Raw genomic sequence first — 17,169 nt, forward strand, 5'->3', positions numbered from 1 at the left:
TCGCCCTAAATATTGGGAGGCAAACACATGATTGAGTCAATACTGCGTTTGTCTATTGAGCGTCGAGGTTTAATGTTGATGCTGATTTTTCTTGTGCTGGGAATGGGGCTATTCAGTTACCAAAAATTACCTATTGATGCGGTACCTGATATCACCAACGTGCAAGTGCAAATCAATACACAAGCACCGGGTTATTCGCCCTTGGAAACCGAGCAACGGATCACGTTTGTAGTAGAAACAGCATTGGCGGGATTGCCTGAACTATCCTACACCCGCTCTTTATCCCGCTACGGGCTATCTCAGGTAACAGCGGTATTTGATGAAGGCACTGATCTATATTTTGCGCGCAATCTCATCAATACGCGACTGGGAGCAATCAAAAGTCAGCTACCTGAAGGTTTAGAGCCAGAAATGGGTCCTATCGCTACGGGATTGGGAGAAATCTATATGTATACCTTGCGAGCTGATCAAAGTGCCGTGCAAAAAAATGGTGAGCCATATGACGCAATGGCTCTTAGGGAAATTCATGACTGGATAGTAAAACCTCAGCTTGCACTCGTTAAAGGGATCACAGAAGTCAACGCCATTGGTGGTTATGTGAAGCAATACCACGTCAATCCTGATCCACAAAAAATGCTTAATTTCGATGTCAGTTTGAGTGACGTCCATAGCGCACTGACACGCAATAACGCGAATCAGGGAGCGGGGTTTGTTGAGCGAAATGGGCAACAAATTCTAGTGCGCTCACAAGGTCAACTCCAGACACTTAACGATATAGAAAGTGTGGTGATTAAACGCATTAATACTGTCCCCGTTGCGGTGAAAGACATTGGCAGTGTAGCTATTGGTAAGGAGCTGAGAACGGGTGCGGCAACGCAGGAGGGTGTAGAGACCGTTTTAGGTACAGCAATGATGCTAGTCGGCGAAAACTCACGAGCCGTTGCCCAATCCGTTGCCAAAAAGGTGAAGGGCATTCAATCCAGCTTACCTGATGGTATTGTCATTGAGCCAGTCTACGACCGCACCCTACTAGTCGATAAAGCTATCGACACGGTTCAGAAGAATTTAGTAGAAGGGGCGTTATTAGTCATAGTGATATTGTTCATATTGCTTGGCAATATTCGCGCCGCGCTCATCACTGCGGCAGTTATTCCGCTAGCGATGTTGGCGACCATCACAGGGATGGTTAATACCGGTGTGTCTGCCAATCTGATGAGCCTTGGGGCTTTGGACTTTGGATTAATTGTCGATGGTGCGGTGATCATCGTAGAGAACTGTATCAGGCGGTTATCCGAGTCTCAGAAGCGCACAGGTGGAGTCTTGCCACTAAAAGAGCGGCTAGAACTGGTTTTTCAAGCGACCAACGAAGTCATTCGTCCTAGCTTGTTCGGTGTATTGATTATTACTGTGGTGTATATCCCGCTGTTCTCATTGACAGGCGTTGAGGGCAAGATGTTTCAGCCAATGGCGGCAACTGTCATCATGGCGCTGATAGCAGCGATGCTGTTCTCCATTACCATTGTACCAGCGGCAGTTGCGATGTTTATGGGCGGAAAAGTCAGTGAAAAAGAAAGCTTCATTATTGTTGCAGCCAAATTCGCCTATCGCCCCATCATTCACCTTGCACTGAAATTACGCTGGATAGTGCTTGTCGGCTCAGTAGTGCTAGTAGTAGGCAGCTTATGGTTGGCAACGCGATTAGGCTCTGAGTTTGTTCCCCAACTTGACGAAGGAGACATCGCACTGCACGCCATGCGAATACCGGGCACAGGTATTGAACAAGCCGTCGCCCTGCAAAAGACGCTTGAATCTACCTTGATGGAATATGAACAAGTGTTGACCGTATTTGCTAAAACCGGCACCGCGGAAGTTGCTACTGATGCAATGCCTCCCAATGTGACCGATACTTTTGTGATGCTTAAGCCACGTGCGCAGTGGCCAGATCAAACATTGTCAAAAGCGGATTTTGTTGAAACCCTTGAGCAGGATCTGCAAGCGGTAACTGGCAACAACTATGAGTTCACTCAACCGATCCAAATGCGTTTTAACGAATTGATCAGTGGGGTGAGAGCTGATCTTGGCATTAAAGTCTTTGGAGATGATTTAACCACGCTTGTTGCCTCTGCAAACGACATCTTAACGGTTTTGCAATCAATAGACGGCGTGGCGGATGCACGACTTGAGCAGGTCGATGATATCCCTATCTTCACTATCAATCCTAAGCCAGTCGATTTGGCACGTTATGGGTTGGACGTCGCCGACTTGCAGGAGTGGTTGGCGTCGGCCATCGGGGGTAATACCGCTGGCTTAATTTTTGAAGGAGATAGACGATTCGAGTTGCTTGTGCGATTTGATGAAGGTATTCGCACCGATTTAGATGCCATTGGCAGCACTCCTATTATTACATCCGATGGGGAATTTGTACCGTTATCAGAAGTCGCTACACTGAGTTACTCGTCTGTTCCCAATCAAATCAGTCGAGAAAACGGTAAGCGCAGAGTCGTGGTTACCGCCAATGTCAGAGAACGCGACTTAGGGAGTTTTGTTGACGAAGCAAAAATCAAAATAACCGAACAGGTTGCACTGCCCGCAGGCTACTGGCTGGATTATGGCGGCACGTTTGAGCAGCTTGAAAGCGCTAGTCAGCGGCTGTCTATTGTAGTGCCTGCCACGCTTATTCTGATACTGGTGTTACTGGTAGTCGTGTTTGGCTCATTTCGTGATGCTTTGATAATATTCACTGGCGTGCCTTTAGCCTTAACGGGAGGTGTTTTCGCGCTCTGGATGCGTGACATGCCACTGTCTATATCTGCCGGAGTCGGGTTTATTGCGCTTTCTGGTATTGCGGTACTAAACGGCTTAGTGATGTTGTCATTTATTAAGCAGCGAGTACTAGAAACAGGTGACTTAATTAACTCAATCGTTGACGGTGCTACCACAAGATTGCGTCCGGTTTTGATGACGGCACTGGTAGCAAGTTTAGGCTTTATTCCCATGGCACTTAATGTCGGAACGGGAGCTGAAGTGCAAAGACCGTTGGCAACGGTAGTGATTGGCGGGATCATCTCATCGACCATTCTAACATTGGTCGTTTTGCCTATTTTGTATCGGGTAATGCATTCGAAATCACACAAAGTGTGATTGTTAAGCACCGTATTTAAGAAGATACGGTGCTCTTCGTCTGGAAATTCAAAATAATTGAAAATGATTACTGGATAGTGTATTCACCATTAAGGAACTGATTGTTCGGGCTGCTACAATTGCCACTAATTCAATCAAGGTCGAATAAAGATCAGCGAATGACAAAACATCTTCGGCAGGTTTAACGCTCGCCTGTCCGCTTAGGTCCACATCTGCCTTCCAGAGAACTTCTTCTCAACGGCTGCAATTGGCACATGGAAAAAATCCATTGCCACAAGCCTGACCGTCTCCTGCTTGTCTTGAGCGGACTACTATCGAAGTTTCGCCAATGACCGCTTTTCGCTCATTTGAGACTGTCAGACTCTCAAAATAAACTCCAACTGCTAAGGTCGTTGCTACAAAGCCGCTCGGTAGTCAGACTGATAGTCTCCCTCGGTAATCACACTACTGCACTTAATGTTGTTAACACCTAATGTTCATTCTTTTGATGAATTATTAAAAATGACTATTAAATTTTAAAGTGCTAATAACTTTATGTAGAAAGCTTATCTAAAGTCAAAGTGCAACTATCCAAAAATATTTCAATGAAACATTTGACTTCGGGCATGTCTTCTTGAAGTTCTAAAAGCTTCTTATCCAATTTAACTTTTACGTGCTGGAATTCGTCATTATTGAAACGGAGTTCATTTTGAGTTTTCACATAAGCTTGGATGATATCTGCTGCTTTAACTATACTTTTGTATTCAGGATCTACTTTTGATTGAACAATTAAAGGCTCCATTTCACTTTGTAAATCTTCTGGGAGTGAGGCTAAACATTCCTTTTCTGCTAATTCTTCAAGTTTCTTATATGCTTTCGTAAATTCTGGATTATGGTATTTTGTATTAGAGTTCATGTCCTGTAGCTTTGTTTCCGATACCTCGTGGTATAAAGCTAAAGTAGCCGCTTTGTCTGGGTTCAAATTACCACCAAAACGTTTATTCTTGATGACAGTCAATAAATGAGCAATAACCGCTACTTGATGACAATGTTCAGAAACATTTTCTGATTGAAAGCAGTGCATTAACGCCCAACGTTCTAACAATGGCATTCGCGTTATCCATGCCATAAATTTACTTTGATCCATAATTAACCTGCTAACTTTGAGGGAGAGTGTAAACGAGTGTAAAAATTCGAAATAACCTCAAAGTTTACACTTTTTAAGAATTCGAAATAATCGCCCGTAAGAACCTCCGATACATCGTGAAACATTGCTTGAGTGGCAATTTTGTATGGGTTAACACTGCCATTAAAATACTTGTTGCGGATTAACGCTAACGAATGCGCCACCATGGCCACTTGTAAACTGTGTTCTTGCACATTTTCAGTACGTACGTTACGCATCAACGGCCAGCGGTTAATGAGTTTCATGCGGGCTAAATGGGCGAAAAAATGGCTTTTTTGTGGGGTACTCATAATAACGGGTCTGCCTGACGATAGTGTTTAAAGAAATTGGCGATACGCTCTATGGCAGGGCGCAGCACATCAACGTGGGGTAAGAAGACTAAACGGAAATAACAGCCATGGGTCAAATTAAAGGCGTTGCCGTGCACAAGCAGTACTTTTTCGCTGCGCAGTAAGTCCATGATCATTTGTTCATCACTGGTGATATTAAACTTCTGAGCATCCACCTTAACAAAGCAGTACATAGCCCCCATAGGTGCCACGCATTCGAGGCCGTCTACTTGGTTAAGCATCGAAGTAGCAAGGTCTCGCTGCTGCTTTAAGCGCCCGCCATCAACAATTAAATCATTGATGCTTTGATACCCACCCAGTGCCGTTTGTATCGCATGTTGACTTGGAACATTGGCGCACATGCGCATTGAAGACAACATATTTAAGCCATCAATATAATTGCTGGCTAACGCTTTATGCCCGCTTACTACTAACCAACCAGCGCGAAAACCGGCTACTCTGTAGTTTTTGGACAGGCCACCTAAGGTGATAAAGAAAATATCGTCTGCCAGCGCAGCTATACACTGGTGCTTAGCTTGGTCGTACAAAATTTTGTCGTAAATTTCATCACTGAAGACCATTAAGCCGTGCTCACGCGCCACTTCGATCACCTGTAAAAGCAATGCTTTACTGTAAACCGCCCCTGTCGGGTTATTGGGATTGATCAATACAATCGCTTTGGTGTTCTCGGTGATCTTACTCTTGATATCTTCTATATCAGGCTGCCAATCAGCATTTTCGTCACAGCGATAGTGAACAGGCTTACCTGATGACAGGCTGACCGATGCCGTCCACAACGGATAGTCAGGACTAGGGAGAAGTACTTCGTCGCCATTATCTAATAACGCCTGCATCGCCATGACAATAAGCTCGCTCACACCGTTACCAATGTAGATATCGTTAACTGAGATGTTTTTAATGCGTTGTTGCTGGTAGTACTGCATCACCGCAACCCTAGCAGGGTAAATCCCCTTTGAATCAGAGTAACCTTGGGATTTAGGTAAATGATGGATAACGTCTTTTAAAATGTCATCGGGAGCTTCAAAGCCAAAAGGTGCCGGATTGCCAATATTTAACTTCAAAATACGGTGACCTTCGTCTTCCATTTTTTGTGCTTGCTCTAGAATGGGACCACGAATGTCATAACAAACATTATCGAGCTTTTTAGATTTATTGAAAGTGCGCATGAATTACGTTAGCTAACGGTAGGTGGCTCCAAGAGTAATACAGCGCACTAGGGGATGTTAAGCATAAATGTATGTTCTGTGCGTTTATTTCGTCATAGGAGATACATGAAATTTTAAAGCTAATGGAAGAGGAGGTTAATTTTGCGACTAAACCTGTAACAGGCGATACAACACAACCAATATACAATCAATATGTTGCAATTAATCGACAAATGTTATGAGTTAGATCTTTTTACCTGACAAGTCCCGTATATAGGATTAGTCTAAAAGAGCTGTAAAACAAAACAGACGATAAATTTCTTTATTTTGTTTGGAGTACCTCACTATGTCACAGTCTTTTAAAGACGCCCCGCAAAATGCGATTACAGATAGTCGTATTGCCCGCGTTATACCATGCCGCCAATTGTCGATATCTGATCCCATCACGTGGCTTAAGCTCGCATTTCAAGATGCCATGCGAGCACCCATATTAACGTTAATTTTTGGTGTTTTCTTTGCCGCAATTCCATGGTTTATCACATATTTAGTCAAACTAACGGGTTGGCATTTAGTGATTATGCCGGCAATCGTGTGTTTTATGTTGATTGGTCCCTTTCTGGCCGCCGGTCTTTATGACATTTCCTGGGAGCTTGAGAAGGGGCATAAGCCTTCGTTGTGGCACAGTATTAAAGCAGTTAAACGCAACGCCGTGAACGAATGGGGATTGGGCATTTTATTAATGGTGTTAATGATCTTCTGGTTACGTGTTGCATCGTTGATCCATGCACTTTACCCGCCTTATTTGGATGAAAACTACGCGAATCTATTTCCATTTCTTGCATTAGGAGGAGTGATCGGAGCGGGCTTTACCTTGCTGGTGTTCTTTTTAAGCGCTTTTACTCAGCCTATTTTAATGGAGCGCAAAGTCGATTTGGCCACTGCGGTACTAACAAGTATGAACGCAGTGTGGAGCAATAAAATTCCCATGTTATTTTGGGCCAGTATTATTTTTGTAAGCGTTTTGATTGGTTTCGCCACACAGTTCTTTGGTTTTATCATTCTTATGCCCTTGATTGGCTATGCCACGTGGCACGGCTATATCGACTGCATTGAAGTTAAACGCAAACGCCTTTATGCCTAAATGGCTTACAGGCAAATGCAATAAGAGCTGCAAAAGGTGACTAATCCAGTTTTAGCAGAATGCGTCGCCTCTATCTATTTAGTAAGGGTAGAAAGAGGCATCGCTCTTTGCATAGGATGTTTATCTACGTCTTACACGTTTTTGTGTGCCTTCTATTTCCTTGAGCCAATTCCAATACATAATTTTCCCTGAGCGGCTAATTGTGTATTGGAACCTTTATTCATCTCGACGTCTTATTTCTTAACCGCCAATCAACTTTGACGGCCATAGTAGTGTTGCTATTTAAAAAGCGGATAAACATCATGTTTCGGCGTATTAATTAGAATGCTTATTCCTTCTTTTGTTAATTTCCCTTGGAATTTGGAAACGAATCATCCTAGCAATTGCACTAGCATTAACACTCAAATAACAATTTATAAACATCATCAATTTTGGCGGTGTTGGTTATATAAGAGGGTTTATGGTGGACGAAAGAAATCATCTCTCGGATGTGGGGATCAGTCACAAGGTTAATGTTATTGATAAAGGCACGGTTGATATCCCTATGCTGCAAATATTGCGGCCAGATGGCAGTGTGCACAGTGACGCAGACATGCCTGAAATTCATAAAGAGGCAGCGTTAAAGATTTTCAGAACTATGCACTATATACGCGTTCTGGATGAGCGAATGGTCGGGGCTCAGCGCCAAGGTCGTATCAGTTTTTATCTAGCGTGCAGCGGCGAAGAAGCATCTACCATAGGGAGTGCAGCAGCCCTGAGTGATAGCGATATGATAATGTCGCAATATCGTGAGCAAGGCGCATTAGCCTATCGAGGTTATCGTACTGAACAATTCATGAATCAGATGTTTAGTAATAAACTTGACCCTAACAAAGGTCGCCAGATGCCGATTCACTATGGTGATAAAGCCCTTAACTTTATGACCATATCATCACCATTAGGTACGCAAATTCCCCAAGCAGCAGGTTATGCCTATGGCCAAAAAATGGCAGGAAATGAAGCCTTAACCATTTGTTATTTTGGCGAGGGCGCCGCTTCTGAAGGGGATTTTCACGCCGGCCTGAACATGGCTTCGGTGTTAAATTGCCCCGTAATCTTCTTTTGCCGAAATAATGGCTACGCGATTTCGACACCGGCCAATGAACAGTTCAGCGGTGATGGTATTGCATCTCGCGGATTAGGTTATGGCATCAAAACGATTCGAGTCGATGGTAATGATGTACTTGCCGTATACCTCGCAACACAAAAAGCCAGGGAAATAGCCCTTAAAGAGCATTGCCCAGTATTAATTGAGGCCATGACGTACAGATTGGCGGCGCACTCTACGTCAGACGATCCAACGGGTTATCGCTCAAAAGAAGAAGAACAAAAATGGCGCGAGAAAGACCCAGTTCAACGCTTCGAAAACTGGATGAAAAGCAAAGATTGGATCGACGAAGCGCAACACAAGCAATTTGTTGAACAAACCCGTCAAGACGTGCTCGCTGCAATGAAAAAAGCGGAGCAAGTCGATATTTGTGACATTGATGATTTGATTAACGATGTGTATGACGCCCCCCCTTGGCATTTAAAGGAGCAATTGAGCCAATTGAAACAACACATCAGTTTGTACCCAGAAGCGTATCCGAAAACAGCTGGGAGGATCCGCCATGACTAAAATGAACATGTTACAGGCGATCAATAATGCCTTGATTACGGCCATGTCCGGTGATGAGAAAGTCATGGTATTTGGTGAGGACGTAGGTCACTTCGGTGGTGTATTTAGAGCGACCAGTAATTTACAGCACCAATTTGGTAAAGGTCGCTGTTTTAATACACCGTTAACTGAACAGGGGATTATAGGCTTTGCTAATGGCCTGGCATCGCAAGGCTCTGTGCCGGTGGCTGAAATTCAATTCGGTGATTATATCTTCCCTGCGTTTGATCAAATTGTGAATGAAACTGCTAAATTTCGCTATCGCTCTGGTGGTCAGTTCACCTGTGGCACCCTGACCATTCGTACTCCATATGGCGGTGGTATTGCTGGTGGCTTATATCACTCACAATCTCCAGAAGCTTTTTTTGCTCACATACCCGGCATGAAAATCGTTATCCCGCGTAATCCATATCAAGCTAAAGGCTTGCTGTTGGCGTCTATTCGTGACGATAACCCTGTTTTGTTCATGGAGCCTAAGCGTTTATACCGCGCGTCTGTAGGTGACGTACCTGAGGACGATTATGAGCTACCTTTAGGCAAAGCCGAGGTGGTTAGAAAAGGTGAGCATATTACCTTACTGGCCTGGGGGGCTCAGGTTGAGGTCATCGAAAAAGCAGCTGAAATGGCCGAAAACGATGGCATTTCGTGTGAAATTATCGATTTACGCAGCATTTTGCCTTGGGATGCCCAAACGGTGAGCGAGTCGGTGAGAAAGACCGGGCGATTACTTATCAACCATGAAGCACCGCAAACGGGCGGGTTTGCCAGTGAAATATCCGCTACCGTACAAGAGCGTTGCTTCTTGTATTTAGAGTCACCGATAACCCGAGTGTGCGGATTAGACACGCCATATCCGCTGGCACATGAAAAAGAATACATGCCGGATCGTCTTAAAACTTACGAAGCCATTAAGCGCTGCGTGAATTTTTAATCAACCATATCGAGGAAAATGAAATGAAAGACTTTATTTTGCCAGATATTGGTGAAGGGATCGTAGAGTGTGAATTGTTAGAATGGCTCGTCTGTGAAGGCGATAGCATAGTAGAAGATCAGCCCGTCGCTGAGGTCATGACAGACAAAGCCACAGTGCAAATTCCCGCTATGTACAGTGGCACGGTAAAGAAACTCTACTATCAAGCCGGTGAAATAGCCCAGGTCCACAAACCTTTGTTTGCCATGGATATTGAAGGGCACGAAAGTAGCCCATCCATCGATTTACACGACACTACAGATAAATGCGCTACTGATCATGCTAACGACAATGACCCCAGTAAAAAAACCAGTAACGTTAATCAACAAAATAACAAAAATGGCCAGGCGACAGCGTTTGAAGCAGCTCCAGATGGTCCCTTAGAAACTTTTATTTTGCCAGATATTGGGGAGGGAATTGTAGAGTGCGAACTCGTCAAGTGGCTGGTAAGCGAAGGTGAAGACGTAATTGAAGATCAGCCCGTGGTGGAAGTCATGACCGACAAGGCATTGGTGGAAATTCCGGCTAAGCACAGTGGTACGATTGTTAGCCTGTGTTACCAGCGAGGTGATATCGCTAACGTTCATTCAGCACTTTTTACCATGCGTGTGGCTGGAGTTGACGACAAAGCGCTGCCGCCATTGGCAAGCGCTACGCCATTGACATCAACAACTGAGATAACACAGACGTCAACCCCATTGGCTGGCGTCCAAGCGAAGCAGGATACTTCGTCTAAGATGTCAAAGGTAAATCACAAAGTTCTGGCTAGCCCAGCGGTTCGTCGTGTGGCCCGAGAGCAAGACATTGATTTATCTAACGTGCAAGGGTCAGGAGAAAAAGGGCGTATTTTGAAATGCGATTTAACGAAGCAACCATCGAAGGCTAGTGTTGTTAGCGCGCAAACGCAAAGTGATTCTGTAGGCGTCATCCAGAGTAAAGTACAAGGTGGAACGCGAGTAGAGCGTATTAGCGGGATAAAGGCCGCGATGGCTAGGCAGATGAAGCACAGTGTGTCGACTATTCCGCATTTTACGGTCAGTGAAGAGATCCAAATGGATGCTTTAATTGCCCTTCGCAGTCAATTGAAAGATGACTTTAGTGAACAGGGTGTAAAATTAAGTTTTATGCCGTTTTTCATCAAAGCCTTATCATTGGCATTGAAAGCCTATCCTGTGATCAACAGTCAAGTTAACGATGACTGTACACAGCTAACTTATTTCAACGAGCACAATATTGGGTTTGCGGTGGACGGAAAACTCGGTTTGATGGTACCTAACATCAAAGGCGTGCAAGATATGTCGATATTCGATATTGCCAAGCGTGCTTCTGAGTTGATTGAGCAGGCAAGAGAAGGGCGTTTAAGAACGGCTGATATCTCTGGTGGTACTATTAGTATTTCAAATATCGGTGTACTGGGTGGCACCGTCGCAACCCCGGTGATCAATCATCCTGAAGCCGCGATTGTGGCCTTAGGGAAAATTCAGCGCTTGCCGCGCTTTGATGAAAACGATCAGGTGCGAGCTGTGAACATCATGCATGTAAGTTGGTCAGGTGATCATCGCATTATCGATGGCGCCACTATGGTCAGGTTTAATAACCTATGGAAGTCGTATATTGAACAACCAATAAAAATGCTAGGCACACTGCGTTAGCGTGTACATCAGCGAAGTAAGATACTGAGAAAATGGCCAAACCCAAGCCCGCTACATGCGGGTTTGTTTTTGCTTAACGTCAATGACAAGGTAAACTAGGCCCTATTGGCTATCACGCCAAAACTATCACGCCAAAAAAAGTATCGAGTTATCAAGGAGTCAATCAGTTGTTTAGTTATCGCCACGGCTACCATGCAGGTAATCACGCAGATGTGTTGAAACATATTTGCCAGATGTTGATCATCGACAAGTTAAAACAAAAAGATAAAGGGTTCACTTATATTGATACCCACAGTGGCGCGGGCTTGTACGACTTGTCCTCTGAACAATCTTTAAAGACCAATGAGTTTCAGCAAGGTATTTCACGGTTAGCTGATTATTCGGGGGCTGAACCAACGGTTTTGGCATATCAAGCGCTTACCAGCAGTTATTTAAAGCATCAGCAATATCCTGGATCACCTGAAATTGCCCGTGTGTTAATGCGAGATCAAGACCAGCTGCACCTGATGGAGTGGAATAATCAAGAGGTGATTAATCTGAAGCGCCAAATAAAAGGCACGCATATTTCAGTTCATCACAGAGATGGCTACGAAGGCTTGATTGCGTTGACGCCTCCAAAGCTAAAGCGCGGCCTCGTGCTGACAGATCCGTCATACGAAACATCAGAAGATTATCAATTAGTGGTTGACGCTATCAGTAAGGCCTATAAACGTTGGCCGACTGCTATTTATGCTATTTGGTATCCTTTGCTATCGAAACGCGATGAAGACCAAAATGATGGTTTTGAACGGGCCACGACTAAGCATAAGAAAAGTCAAAAAATGCTCGACGATCTTACTCAGCATGGCTTTAAGAATGTACTGCAAGTCGAGCTGGCGGTTCAAAACCCTGATACATTTGCCGGAATGTATGGCTCAGGTATGGCGATCATCAATGCGCCGTGGCAGTTAGACGCGCAAATTCGTGATTGCTTGGGCGAACTAACACCTGTTATGGCTCAACACAAACACGCTTCATTTGTGGTTAACTGGCTGGTGGAAGAGGCCTAAGGCGCTCGCAGTCTCAAGGAATCTATGGTTGCCCAAACAGATCTTAAACACTTTTATATCCCTGATGAACAGTCTATCTATTTGTTATCCCACAAGGACGCGCAAAAGCTAAAAGATTGGTTCAAGCTGTGCACTGAACAGCTAACACGATTGGGATATCAAGACATAGAGCTTATCGGTAAAGGCGCGTTTGGTTTTGCCTTTGCGGGTAAGCCAACGCATGATCCGTCAAAACATTATGTGTTTAAGTTCTCCCGGGCCAACTTACCTCAGCACGTTCAAGATCGCCTCGAAGAAGAAGCGTATATGTTGGGTCATGTTGCCCACGCTCACGTTCCGAGCTTAGTCACTTTCCAGCGTATCAAAAAGCAATCTATCTTAGTGATGCAACGAGCCCAAGGTAAAGATCTGGAAAAAGTGTCTCTAGAACACGGGCCATTATCCCCAAGGCTGGTAGTAAAAATTGCCGTGCAGTTAGCTGATATTCTGCAAACATTGCGCACGTTTAGCCAAAATGGACACCCAAAGCCGATAGTACATGGGGACATAAAACCGTCTAACATTGTGTTTGACCCTACGACCGAAGAAGTGGGTTTAATCGATTGGGGCTCATCTGTGTTTGCTCAACTAGATGCCCAGGGCAATTATTTGGCAAATAATGTGATGGACCTTATGTCCAATGATATGCAGCAGACCAATGCTAGGTTAGGGGATGTATACTTCATCGGACCAGAACAACTGAGCGGTAATTTATCATCCCCTCGATTTGATGAACAAGGTTTGGCAAGTACCTTATACGCGTTGGCGTCTGGTCAATCTAGTCGTTTTGGGGCACAAGTTATCAGGCCGAACGCGTTGGGATTACCTAAAATGTTGGCTGAGATATTAACCGCCATGCTCAGTGATGATAAGCAAAAGCGCGCTCAGGGTGGTGATTATTTACTCAACAATATTCAGTATTTAAAAAATCTGGTGTTTAGTCCGCAGGATCCTCCACAATCCACAGCTATGATCCCAGGTTGGAGTCATCAAAAATCTCGAGAGATAGACACGGTCGTATACAGCTCAAGAAAGTCATTTTTGCGCGCCGAAGCATACCAAAGCACTGAAGAATTGCGTTATCTCAACGACGAACAATTTGAACGCTATTATAAGAATTACTTACAAGGGATGGGTGAAACTGAAAAAGCCTTTATTTCAGAGGTCAGTCGCTTAGGTAAATACCCAGTAGTGGGCGGTTTAGCCGTGCGCTGGACTCCGCAAGGGGTGTATATCGACTCCAGCTTAAACATTTACGACCCACAGCTAAAAAGCGCATTTGATGCCACGGTGAATAACATTGTGACATTAGCGCGCTCTATTCATCGGGTAGGGGTATTTAAAAGTTGCATGTTCAACGCACGTGATACCTTACATATTGAACGGGATGATGAGAACACGCCCTTTGTCCCAGAGACCAACATGCGTATAGCTTATGAGCTTAACAACATATCAGTGCAAGAAGATGAAAGTCGCATGCATTCCTATTTCGAAGATGGGGCTGATCCTGATGAGCTGCTAACTTTGCCCGATGAGTTAATGAGAATTATTCACCAGCTAAACGCAATTCATCACACTGGTTGTATCATTTTCGAGGCCTTGCCGACCCACCTTAAAATTCACAGTTATTACACCTTGCTTGATCACACATCAGAAGTCGAATTTGCTCATTTACTGAGTGAAATTATTGCCTTAGTACCGACCATTGAAGGGATCGGCATGTCAGGTTTTATGAAGCTACCCTACAAAGATACGCGTTTTTTCGAGCATCAAGCCCATTTACCTGATAAATTTTATCCACGAAACCCTTACATTGACCGAGCAGCAGGCTCGTGAGTTTGTTAACACAACACACATTATGCATACCTTTGAGAGATTATGAGCGATATTAAATTAGTAGATTTACTCACCCTAGAAAAAATAGAAGACGGGTTATTTCGCGGACAAAGCTGGGATCTTGGCTTTCGCGCTTTATTTGGCGGCCAAGTGATGGGACAAGCTATAGCAGCGGCGCAATTAACCTTGCCAGAGGGGCGAGTTGCGCATTCATTTCATGCCTATTTTTTGTTACCAGGGGATGCTAAAAAACCAGTGGTGTTTGATGTGCAAACCGTACGTGACGGGCGCAGTTTCTCGACTCGTCGGGTAAAAGCTATTCAAAATGGTCGCAGTATTTTTTATATGACAGCGTCTTTTCAGCAACCGGAGCAAGGATTAGAGCACCAGTTTGCCCAAATGCCAGATGTACCCATGCCAGAAGATTTGCCCAGAGACACCACATTCGATGATAAGGAATTGGGAAAGTTATCAACACGCATGCGCGAAGCCATTGCCTATCATAAACCCTTAGATATGCGCTCTGTTCAGCAAATTGATCCGGTGAATCCAGGTGTGCATGAGCCAAAACGCTATATTTGGATGAAAGCGGAGGAGGCGTTGCTTGGTAATGTTCATTTGAACCAAGCGATGCTGTCATATGCGTCAGATTATCATTTTTTGTCTACTGCCATTCAGCCCCACGGTGTGTCCGTTCGAGATAAAAATCTAATTATGGCGACAATCGACCATGCGGTGTGGTTTCACCATCCATTCGATTTTGATGATTGGGTTTTATATTGCGCTGAAAGCCCGTTTAGCGGCGGTGCACGTGGTTTGGTGCGTGGTCAATTCTTTAATCGTCAGGGCAAGCTTGTTGCGTCAAGTATGCAAGAAGGCTTAATGCGCAAAATTTAATCTAAGGAGGAATCATGTTGTATTCATTAGGAAAGGACACCGTTAGCGTTGGTAAAGATGTTTTTATCGCGCCTGGTAGTCATGTTATGGGTAAAGTGGTTTTAGCAGACAATGCCAGTGTTTGGTTTAATGCTGTTCTTCGTGGCGATTGTGACGTTATTTCGATTGGTGAGGGCAGTAATGTGCAAGACGGCAGTGTGCTGCATACCGATTTTGGTGTGCCTCTGATCGTTGGTAAGGGCGTTACCATTGGTCACAAAGTTATGTTGCATGGTTGCGAAGTAGGTGACTACACGCTCGTAGGTATCAATAGCGTGATTTTAAACGGCGCTAAAATTGGCAAGCACTGTGTGATTGGTGCCAATAGTCTAGTCACAGAGAATATGGTGATACCCGATGGTTCATTAGTGATGGGCTCGCCAGCCAAAGTAGTAAAGAGTATTCCTGATCCTCAGAAAAAGATGCTTGAAGCCTCTGGTCAACATTATGTTGAGAATGCTAAGCGTTTTTTGGTAGACCTAAAAGTACAAGAGCAGGAGTAGCAGACAAAAAAATGCTCGGATCGTAAGGATAGATCCGAGCAGAGGGTATGGCTCATATAGAGCCTTGCGCTAACTATATCCAATGTACTTATAGAGTGTAGAAGAGTTACTGGAATTTACTATTTTATTGCCATTTAACTTATGTACGAGCAAATAAATTTCTCAATGAAGCGCTAATTCACTACCAGTGTGGGTTGACACGCCCTCAGCGCTAGAGTGATTTTCATGTTTTTTCGAAGGTATATTCACTGAACGAAACTCTACCTGACAATCTATTCATACTGTTTATGTCGATTATCCACCTCTTGTTGCGAACTTATTTATAGGTAACATGGCCTTATACCAACTTATATAAGGCTAAGGATAATCATGACAGCGCAATTCAATACTTTTATTCCACCTGTTAGGACATTAATGGGCCCAGGGCCATCAGATGTCGATCCTCGTATTTTAAACGCACTTTCTCGTCCGACACTTGGGCACCTAGACCCAGCGTTTATTCAGTTGATGGACGAAGTTAAATCATTACTGCAATTTGCATTCAAAACCGACAATCAACTCACAATGCCCGTGTCTGCGCCCGGATCAGCAGGTATGGAGTCCGTCTTTGTAAACTTGCTTGAGCCAGGAGATAAAGTCATTGTGTGTCAAAATGGCGTGTTCGGTGGCCGTATGCAGCAAAATGTTCTACGCTGCGGCGCGACAGCTGTAATGGTTCAGGATACATGGGGTAAGCAAACCGATTTACACAAGGTCGAAGATGCCCTTAAGGCAAATCCTGATGCAAAAGCTGTGGCATTCGTTCACGCAGAAACATCCACCGGTGTGCGTAACGATGCCAAGGCAATTTGTGAGCTTGCCAAGCGATACGATTGCTTAACCATAGTCGATGCAGTGACCTCATTGGGCGGCATTGAGCTGGACGTTGATGGTTGGAATATTGATGCTATTTATTCAGGAACTCAAAAGTGTCTGTCATGTGTACCTGGCCTATCACCTGTTTCATTCAGCCCGGCTGCCGTAGAAGTGATCAAAAATCGCAAGACACCCGTGCAAAGTTGGTTTTTGGATATGGATTTAGTGATGGGGTACTGGGGCAAGGGCGGCAAACGCGCGTATCATCACACAGCACCAGTAAATAGTTTATATGCCTTGCACGAATCGTTACGCATTTTACATAACGAAGGGCTTGAGCAGGCATGGAAACGCCATGCAGACATGCATCAAGCATTAAAGACAGGCCTTGAAGGCATTGGCCTGGAGTTTGTTGTTGATGAAGCCTATCGTTTACCGCAGCTCAACATGGTGAGCATTCCAAGCGGCGTGGACGATGCACAAGTCCGCGGCCAATTGCTAAATGAATTTGGCTTAGAGATTGGTGCCGGGCTAGGGGAGTTGGCTGGAAAAGTATGGCGTATCGGCCTGATGGGATATGGTAGCAACAAGAAAAACGTTGATTACTGCGTGAGTGCACTCACACGCGTGTTAAACCGATAAATACCCAGACGACTAAATATGCGTGGCCTTACTCAGGGCGCGCATATTC

12 protein-coding genes and 1 pseudogene are annotated in these 17,169 nt (G+C 44.5%); 10 read left to right on the plus strand and 3 right to left on the minus strand.

Going from position 1 to position 17,169, the window contains the following annotated elements; genetic code table 11:
• Positions 1–27 precede the first annotated feature (27 nt).
• Positions 28–3,141: an efflux RND transporter permease subunit gene (locus PATL_RS10370; protein WP_011574840.1), complete on the plus strand. Its 3,114-nt coding sequence runs from the start codon at positions 28–30 to the stop codon at positions 3,139–3,141.
• 532 nt (positions 3,142–3,673) lie between these two features.
• Here PATL_RS10370 and yfbR (PATL_RS10375) read toward each other — a convergent pair.
• The 3 genes and pseudogenes from yfbR (PATL_RS10375) to PATL_RS10385 form a co-directional block, all read right to left on the minus strand.
• Entirely contained in the window at positions 3,674–4,267 is a 594-nt protein-coding gene (yfbR, locus tag PATL_RS10375; protein ID WP_011574841.1) for a 5'-deoxynucleotidase, read from the minus strand.
• Positions 4,268–4,296: 29 nt separating this feature from the next.
• Positions 4,297–4,596, minus strand: a pseudogene (yfbR, locus tag PATL_RS10380) (5'-deoxynucleotidase); the annotation flags it as partial.
• The gene (locus PATL_RS10385) at positions 4,593–5,822 is read right to left on the minus strand and encodes a pyridoxal phosphate-dependent aminotransferase (protein ID WP_011574843.1); all 1,230 of its coding nucleotides are present in this window, start codon (positions 5,820–5,822) and stop codon (positions 4,593–4,595) included. The gene PATL_RS10385 and the pseudogene yfbR (PATL_RS10380), both read right to left, overlap by 4 nt.
• 325 nt (positions 5,823–6,147) lie before the next feature.
• Here PATL_RS10385 and PATL_RS10390 point away from each other — a divergent pair, with 325 nt between their 5' ends.
• The 9 genes from PATL_RS10390 to PATL_RS10430 all read left to right on the plus strand — a co-directional run bounded on the left by PATL_RS10390 (position 6,148) and on the right by PATL_RS10430 (position 17,120).
• Entirely contained in the window at positions 6,148–6,942 is a 795-nt protein-coding gene (locus PATL_RS10390) for a DUF2189 domain-containing protein (RefSeq protein ID WP_011574844.1), read from the plus strand.
• 463 nt (positions 6,943–7,405) lie between these two features.
• Complete coding sequence (locus PATL_RS10395) at positions 7,406–8,599, plus strand: thiamine pyrophosphate-dependent dehydrogenase E1 component subunit alpha (RefSeq protein WP_198136286.1); 1,194 nt, start codon at positions 7,406–7,408, stop codon at positions 8,597–8,599.
• Entirely contained in the window at positions 8,592–9,569 is a 978-nt protein-coding gene (locus tag PATL_RS10400) for an alpha-ketoacid dehydrogenase subunit beta (RefSeq protein ID WP_011574846.1), read from the plus strand. The genes PATL_RS10395 and PATL_RS10400 overlap by 8 nt, the downstream gene beginning before the upstream one ends.
• Positions 9,570–9,592: 23 nt before the next feature.
• Positions 9,593–11,260 carry a dihydrolipoyllysine-residue acetyltransferase gene (locus PATL_RS10405; protein WP_011574847.1) on the plus strand — a complete coding sequence of 556 codons (1,668 nt, stop codon included), beginning with the start codon at positions 9,593–9,595 and terminating at the stop codon, positions 11,258–11,260.
• A 167-nt stretch (positions 11,261–11,427) separates the two neighbouring features.
• Positions 11,428–12,309: a 23S rRNA (adenine(2030)-N(6))-methyltransferase RlmJ gene (locus PATL_RS10410; RefSeq protein WP_011574848.1), complete on the plus strand. Its 882-nt coding sequence runs from the start codon at positions 11,428–11,430 to the stop codon at positions 12,307–12,309.
• Positions 12,310–12,333: 24 nt separating this feature from the next.
• Complete coding sequence (locus tag PATL_RS10415) at positions 12,334–14,184, plus strand: protein kinase domain-containing protein (protein ID WP_011574849.1); 1,851 nt, start codon at positions 12,334–12,336, stop codon at positions 14,182–14,184.
• 42 nt (positions 14,185–14,226) lie between these two features.
• Complete coding sequence (locus PATL_RS10420; RefSeq protein WP_011574850.1) at positions 14,227–15,081, plus strand: acyl-CoA thioesterase domain-containing protein; 855 nt, start codon at positions 14,227–14,229, stop codon at positions 15,079–15,081.
• Positions 15,082–15,095: 14 nt separating this feature from the next.
• Entirely contained in the window at positions 15,096–15,623 is a 528-nt protein-coding gene (locus PATL_RS10425; RefSeq protein ID WP_011574851.1) for a gamma carbonic anhydrase family protein, read from the plus strand.
• A 369-nt stretch (positions 15,624–15,992) separates the two neighbouring features.
• Positions 15,993–17,120: a pyridoxal-phosphate-dependent aminotransferase family protein gene (locus tag PATL_RS10430; protein WP_011574852.1), complete on the plus strand. Its 1,128-nt coding sequence runs from the start codon at positions 15,993–15,995 to the stop codon at positions 17,118–17,120.
• Positions 17,121–17,169 lie beyond the last annotated feature (49 nt).

The organism is Paraglaciecola sp. T6c, from assembly GCF_000014225.1.
GTDB lineage: Bacteria > Pseudomonadota > Gammaproteobacteria > Enterobacterales > Alteromonadaceae > Paraglaciecola > Paraglaciecola atlantica_A.

What these genes read in the sequence shown, in the direction of transcription:
- PATL_RS10370 (WP_011574840.1), top strand. Translation starts at nt 28, where the DNA reads ATGATTGAGTCAATACTGCGTTTGTCTATTGAGCGTCGAGGTTTAATG.
- yfbR (WP_011574841.1), bottom strand. Translation starts at nt 4,267, where the DNA reads ATGGATCAAAGTAAATTTATGGCATGGATAACGCGAATGCCATTGTTA.
- PATL_RS10385 (WP_011574843.1), bottom strand. Translation starts at nt 5,822, where the DNA reads ATGCGCACTTTCAATAAATCTAAAAAGCTCGATAATGTTTGTTATGAC.
- PATL_RS10390 (WP_011574844.1), top strand. Translation starts at nt 6,148, where the DNA reads ATGTCACAGTCTTTTAAAGACGCCCCGCAAAATGCGATTACAGATAGT.
- PATL_RS10400 (WP_011574846.1), top strand. Translation starts at nt 8,592, where the DNA reads ATGACTAAAATGAACATGTTACAGGCGATCAATAATGCCTTGATTACG.
- PATL_RS10405 (WP_011574847.1), top strand. Translation starts at nt 9,593, where the DNA reads ATGAAAGACTTTATTTTGCCAGATATTGGTGAAGGGATCGTAGAGTGT.
- PATL_RS10415 (WP_011574849.1), top strand. Translation starts at nt 12,334, where the DNA reads ATGGTTGCCCAAACAGATCTTAAACACTTTTATATCCCTGATGAACAG.
- PATL_RS10420 (WP_011574850.1), top strand. Translation starts at nt 14,227, where the DNA reads ATGAGCGATATTAAATTAGTAGATTTACTCACCCTAGAAAAAATAGAA.
- PATL_RS10425 (WP_011574851.1), top strand. Translation starts at nt 15,096, where the DNA reads ATGTTGTATTCATTAGGAAAGGACACCGTTAGCGTTGGTAAAGATGTT.
- PATL_RS10430 (WP_011574852.1), top strand. Translation starts at nt 15,993, where the DNA reads ATGACAGCGCAATTCAATACTTTTATTCCACCTGTTAGGACATTAATG.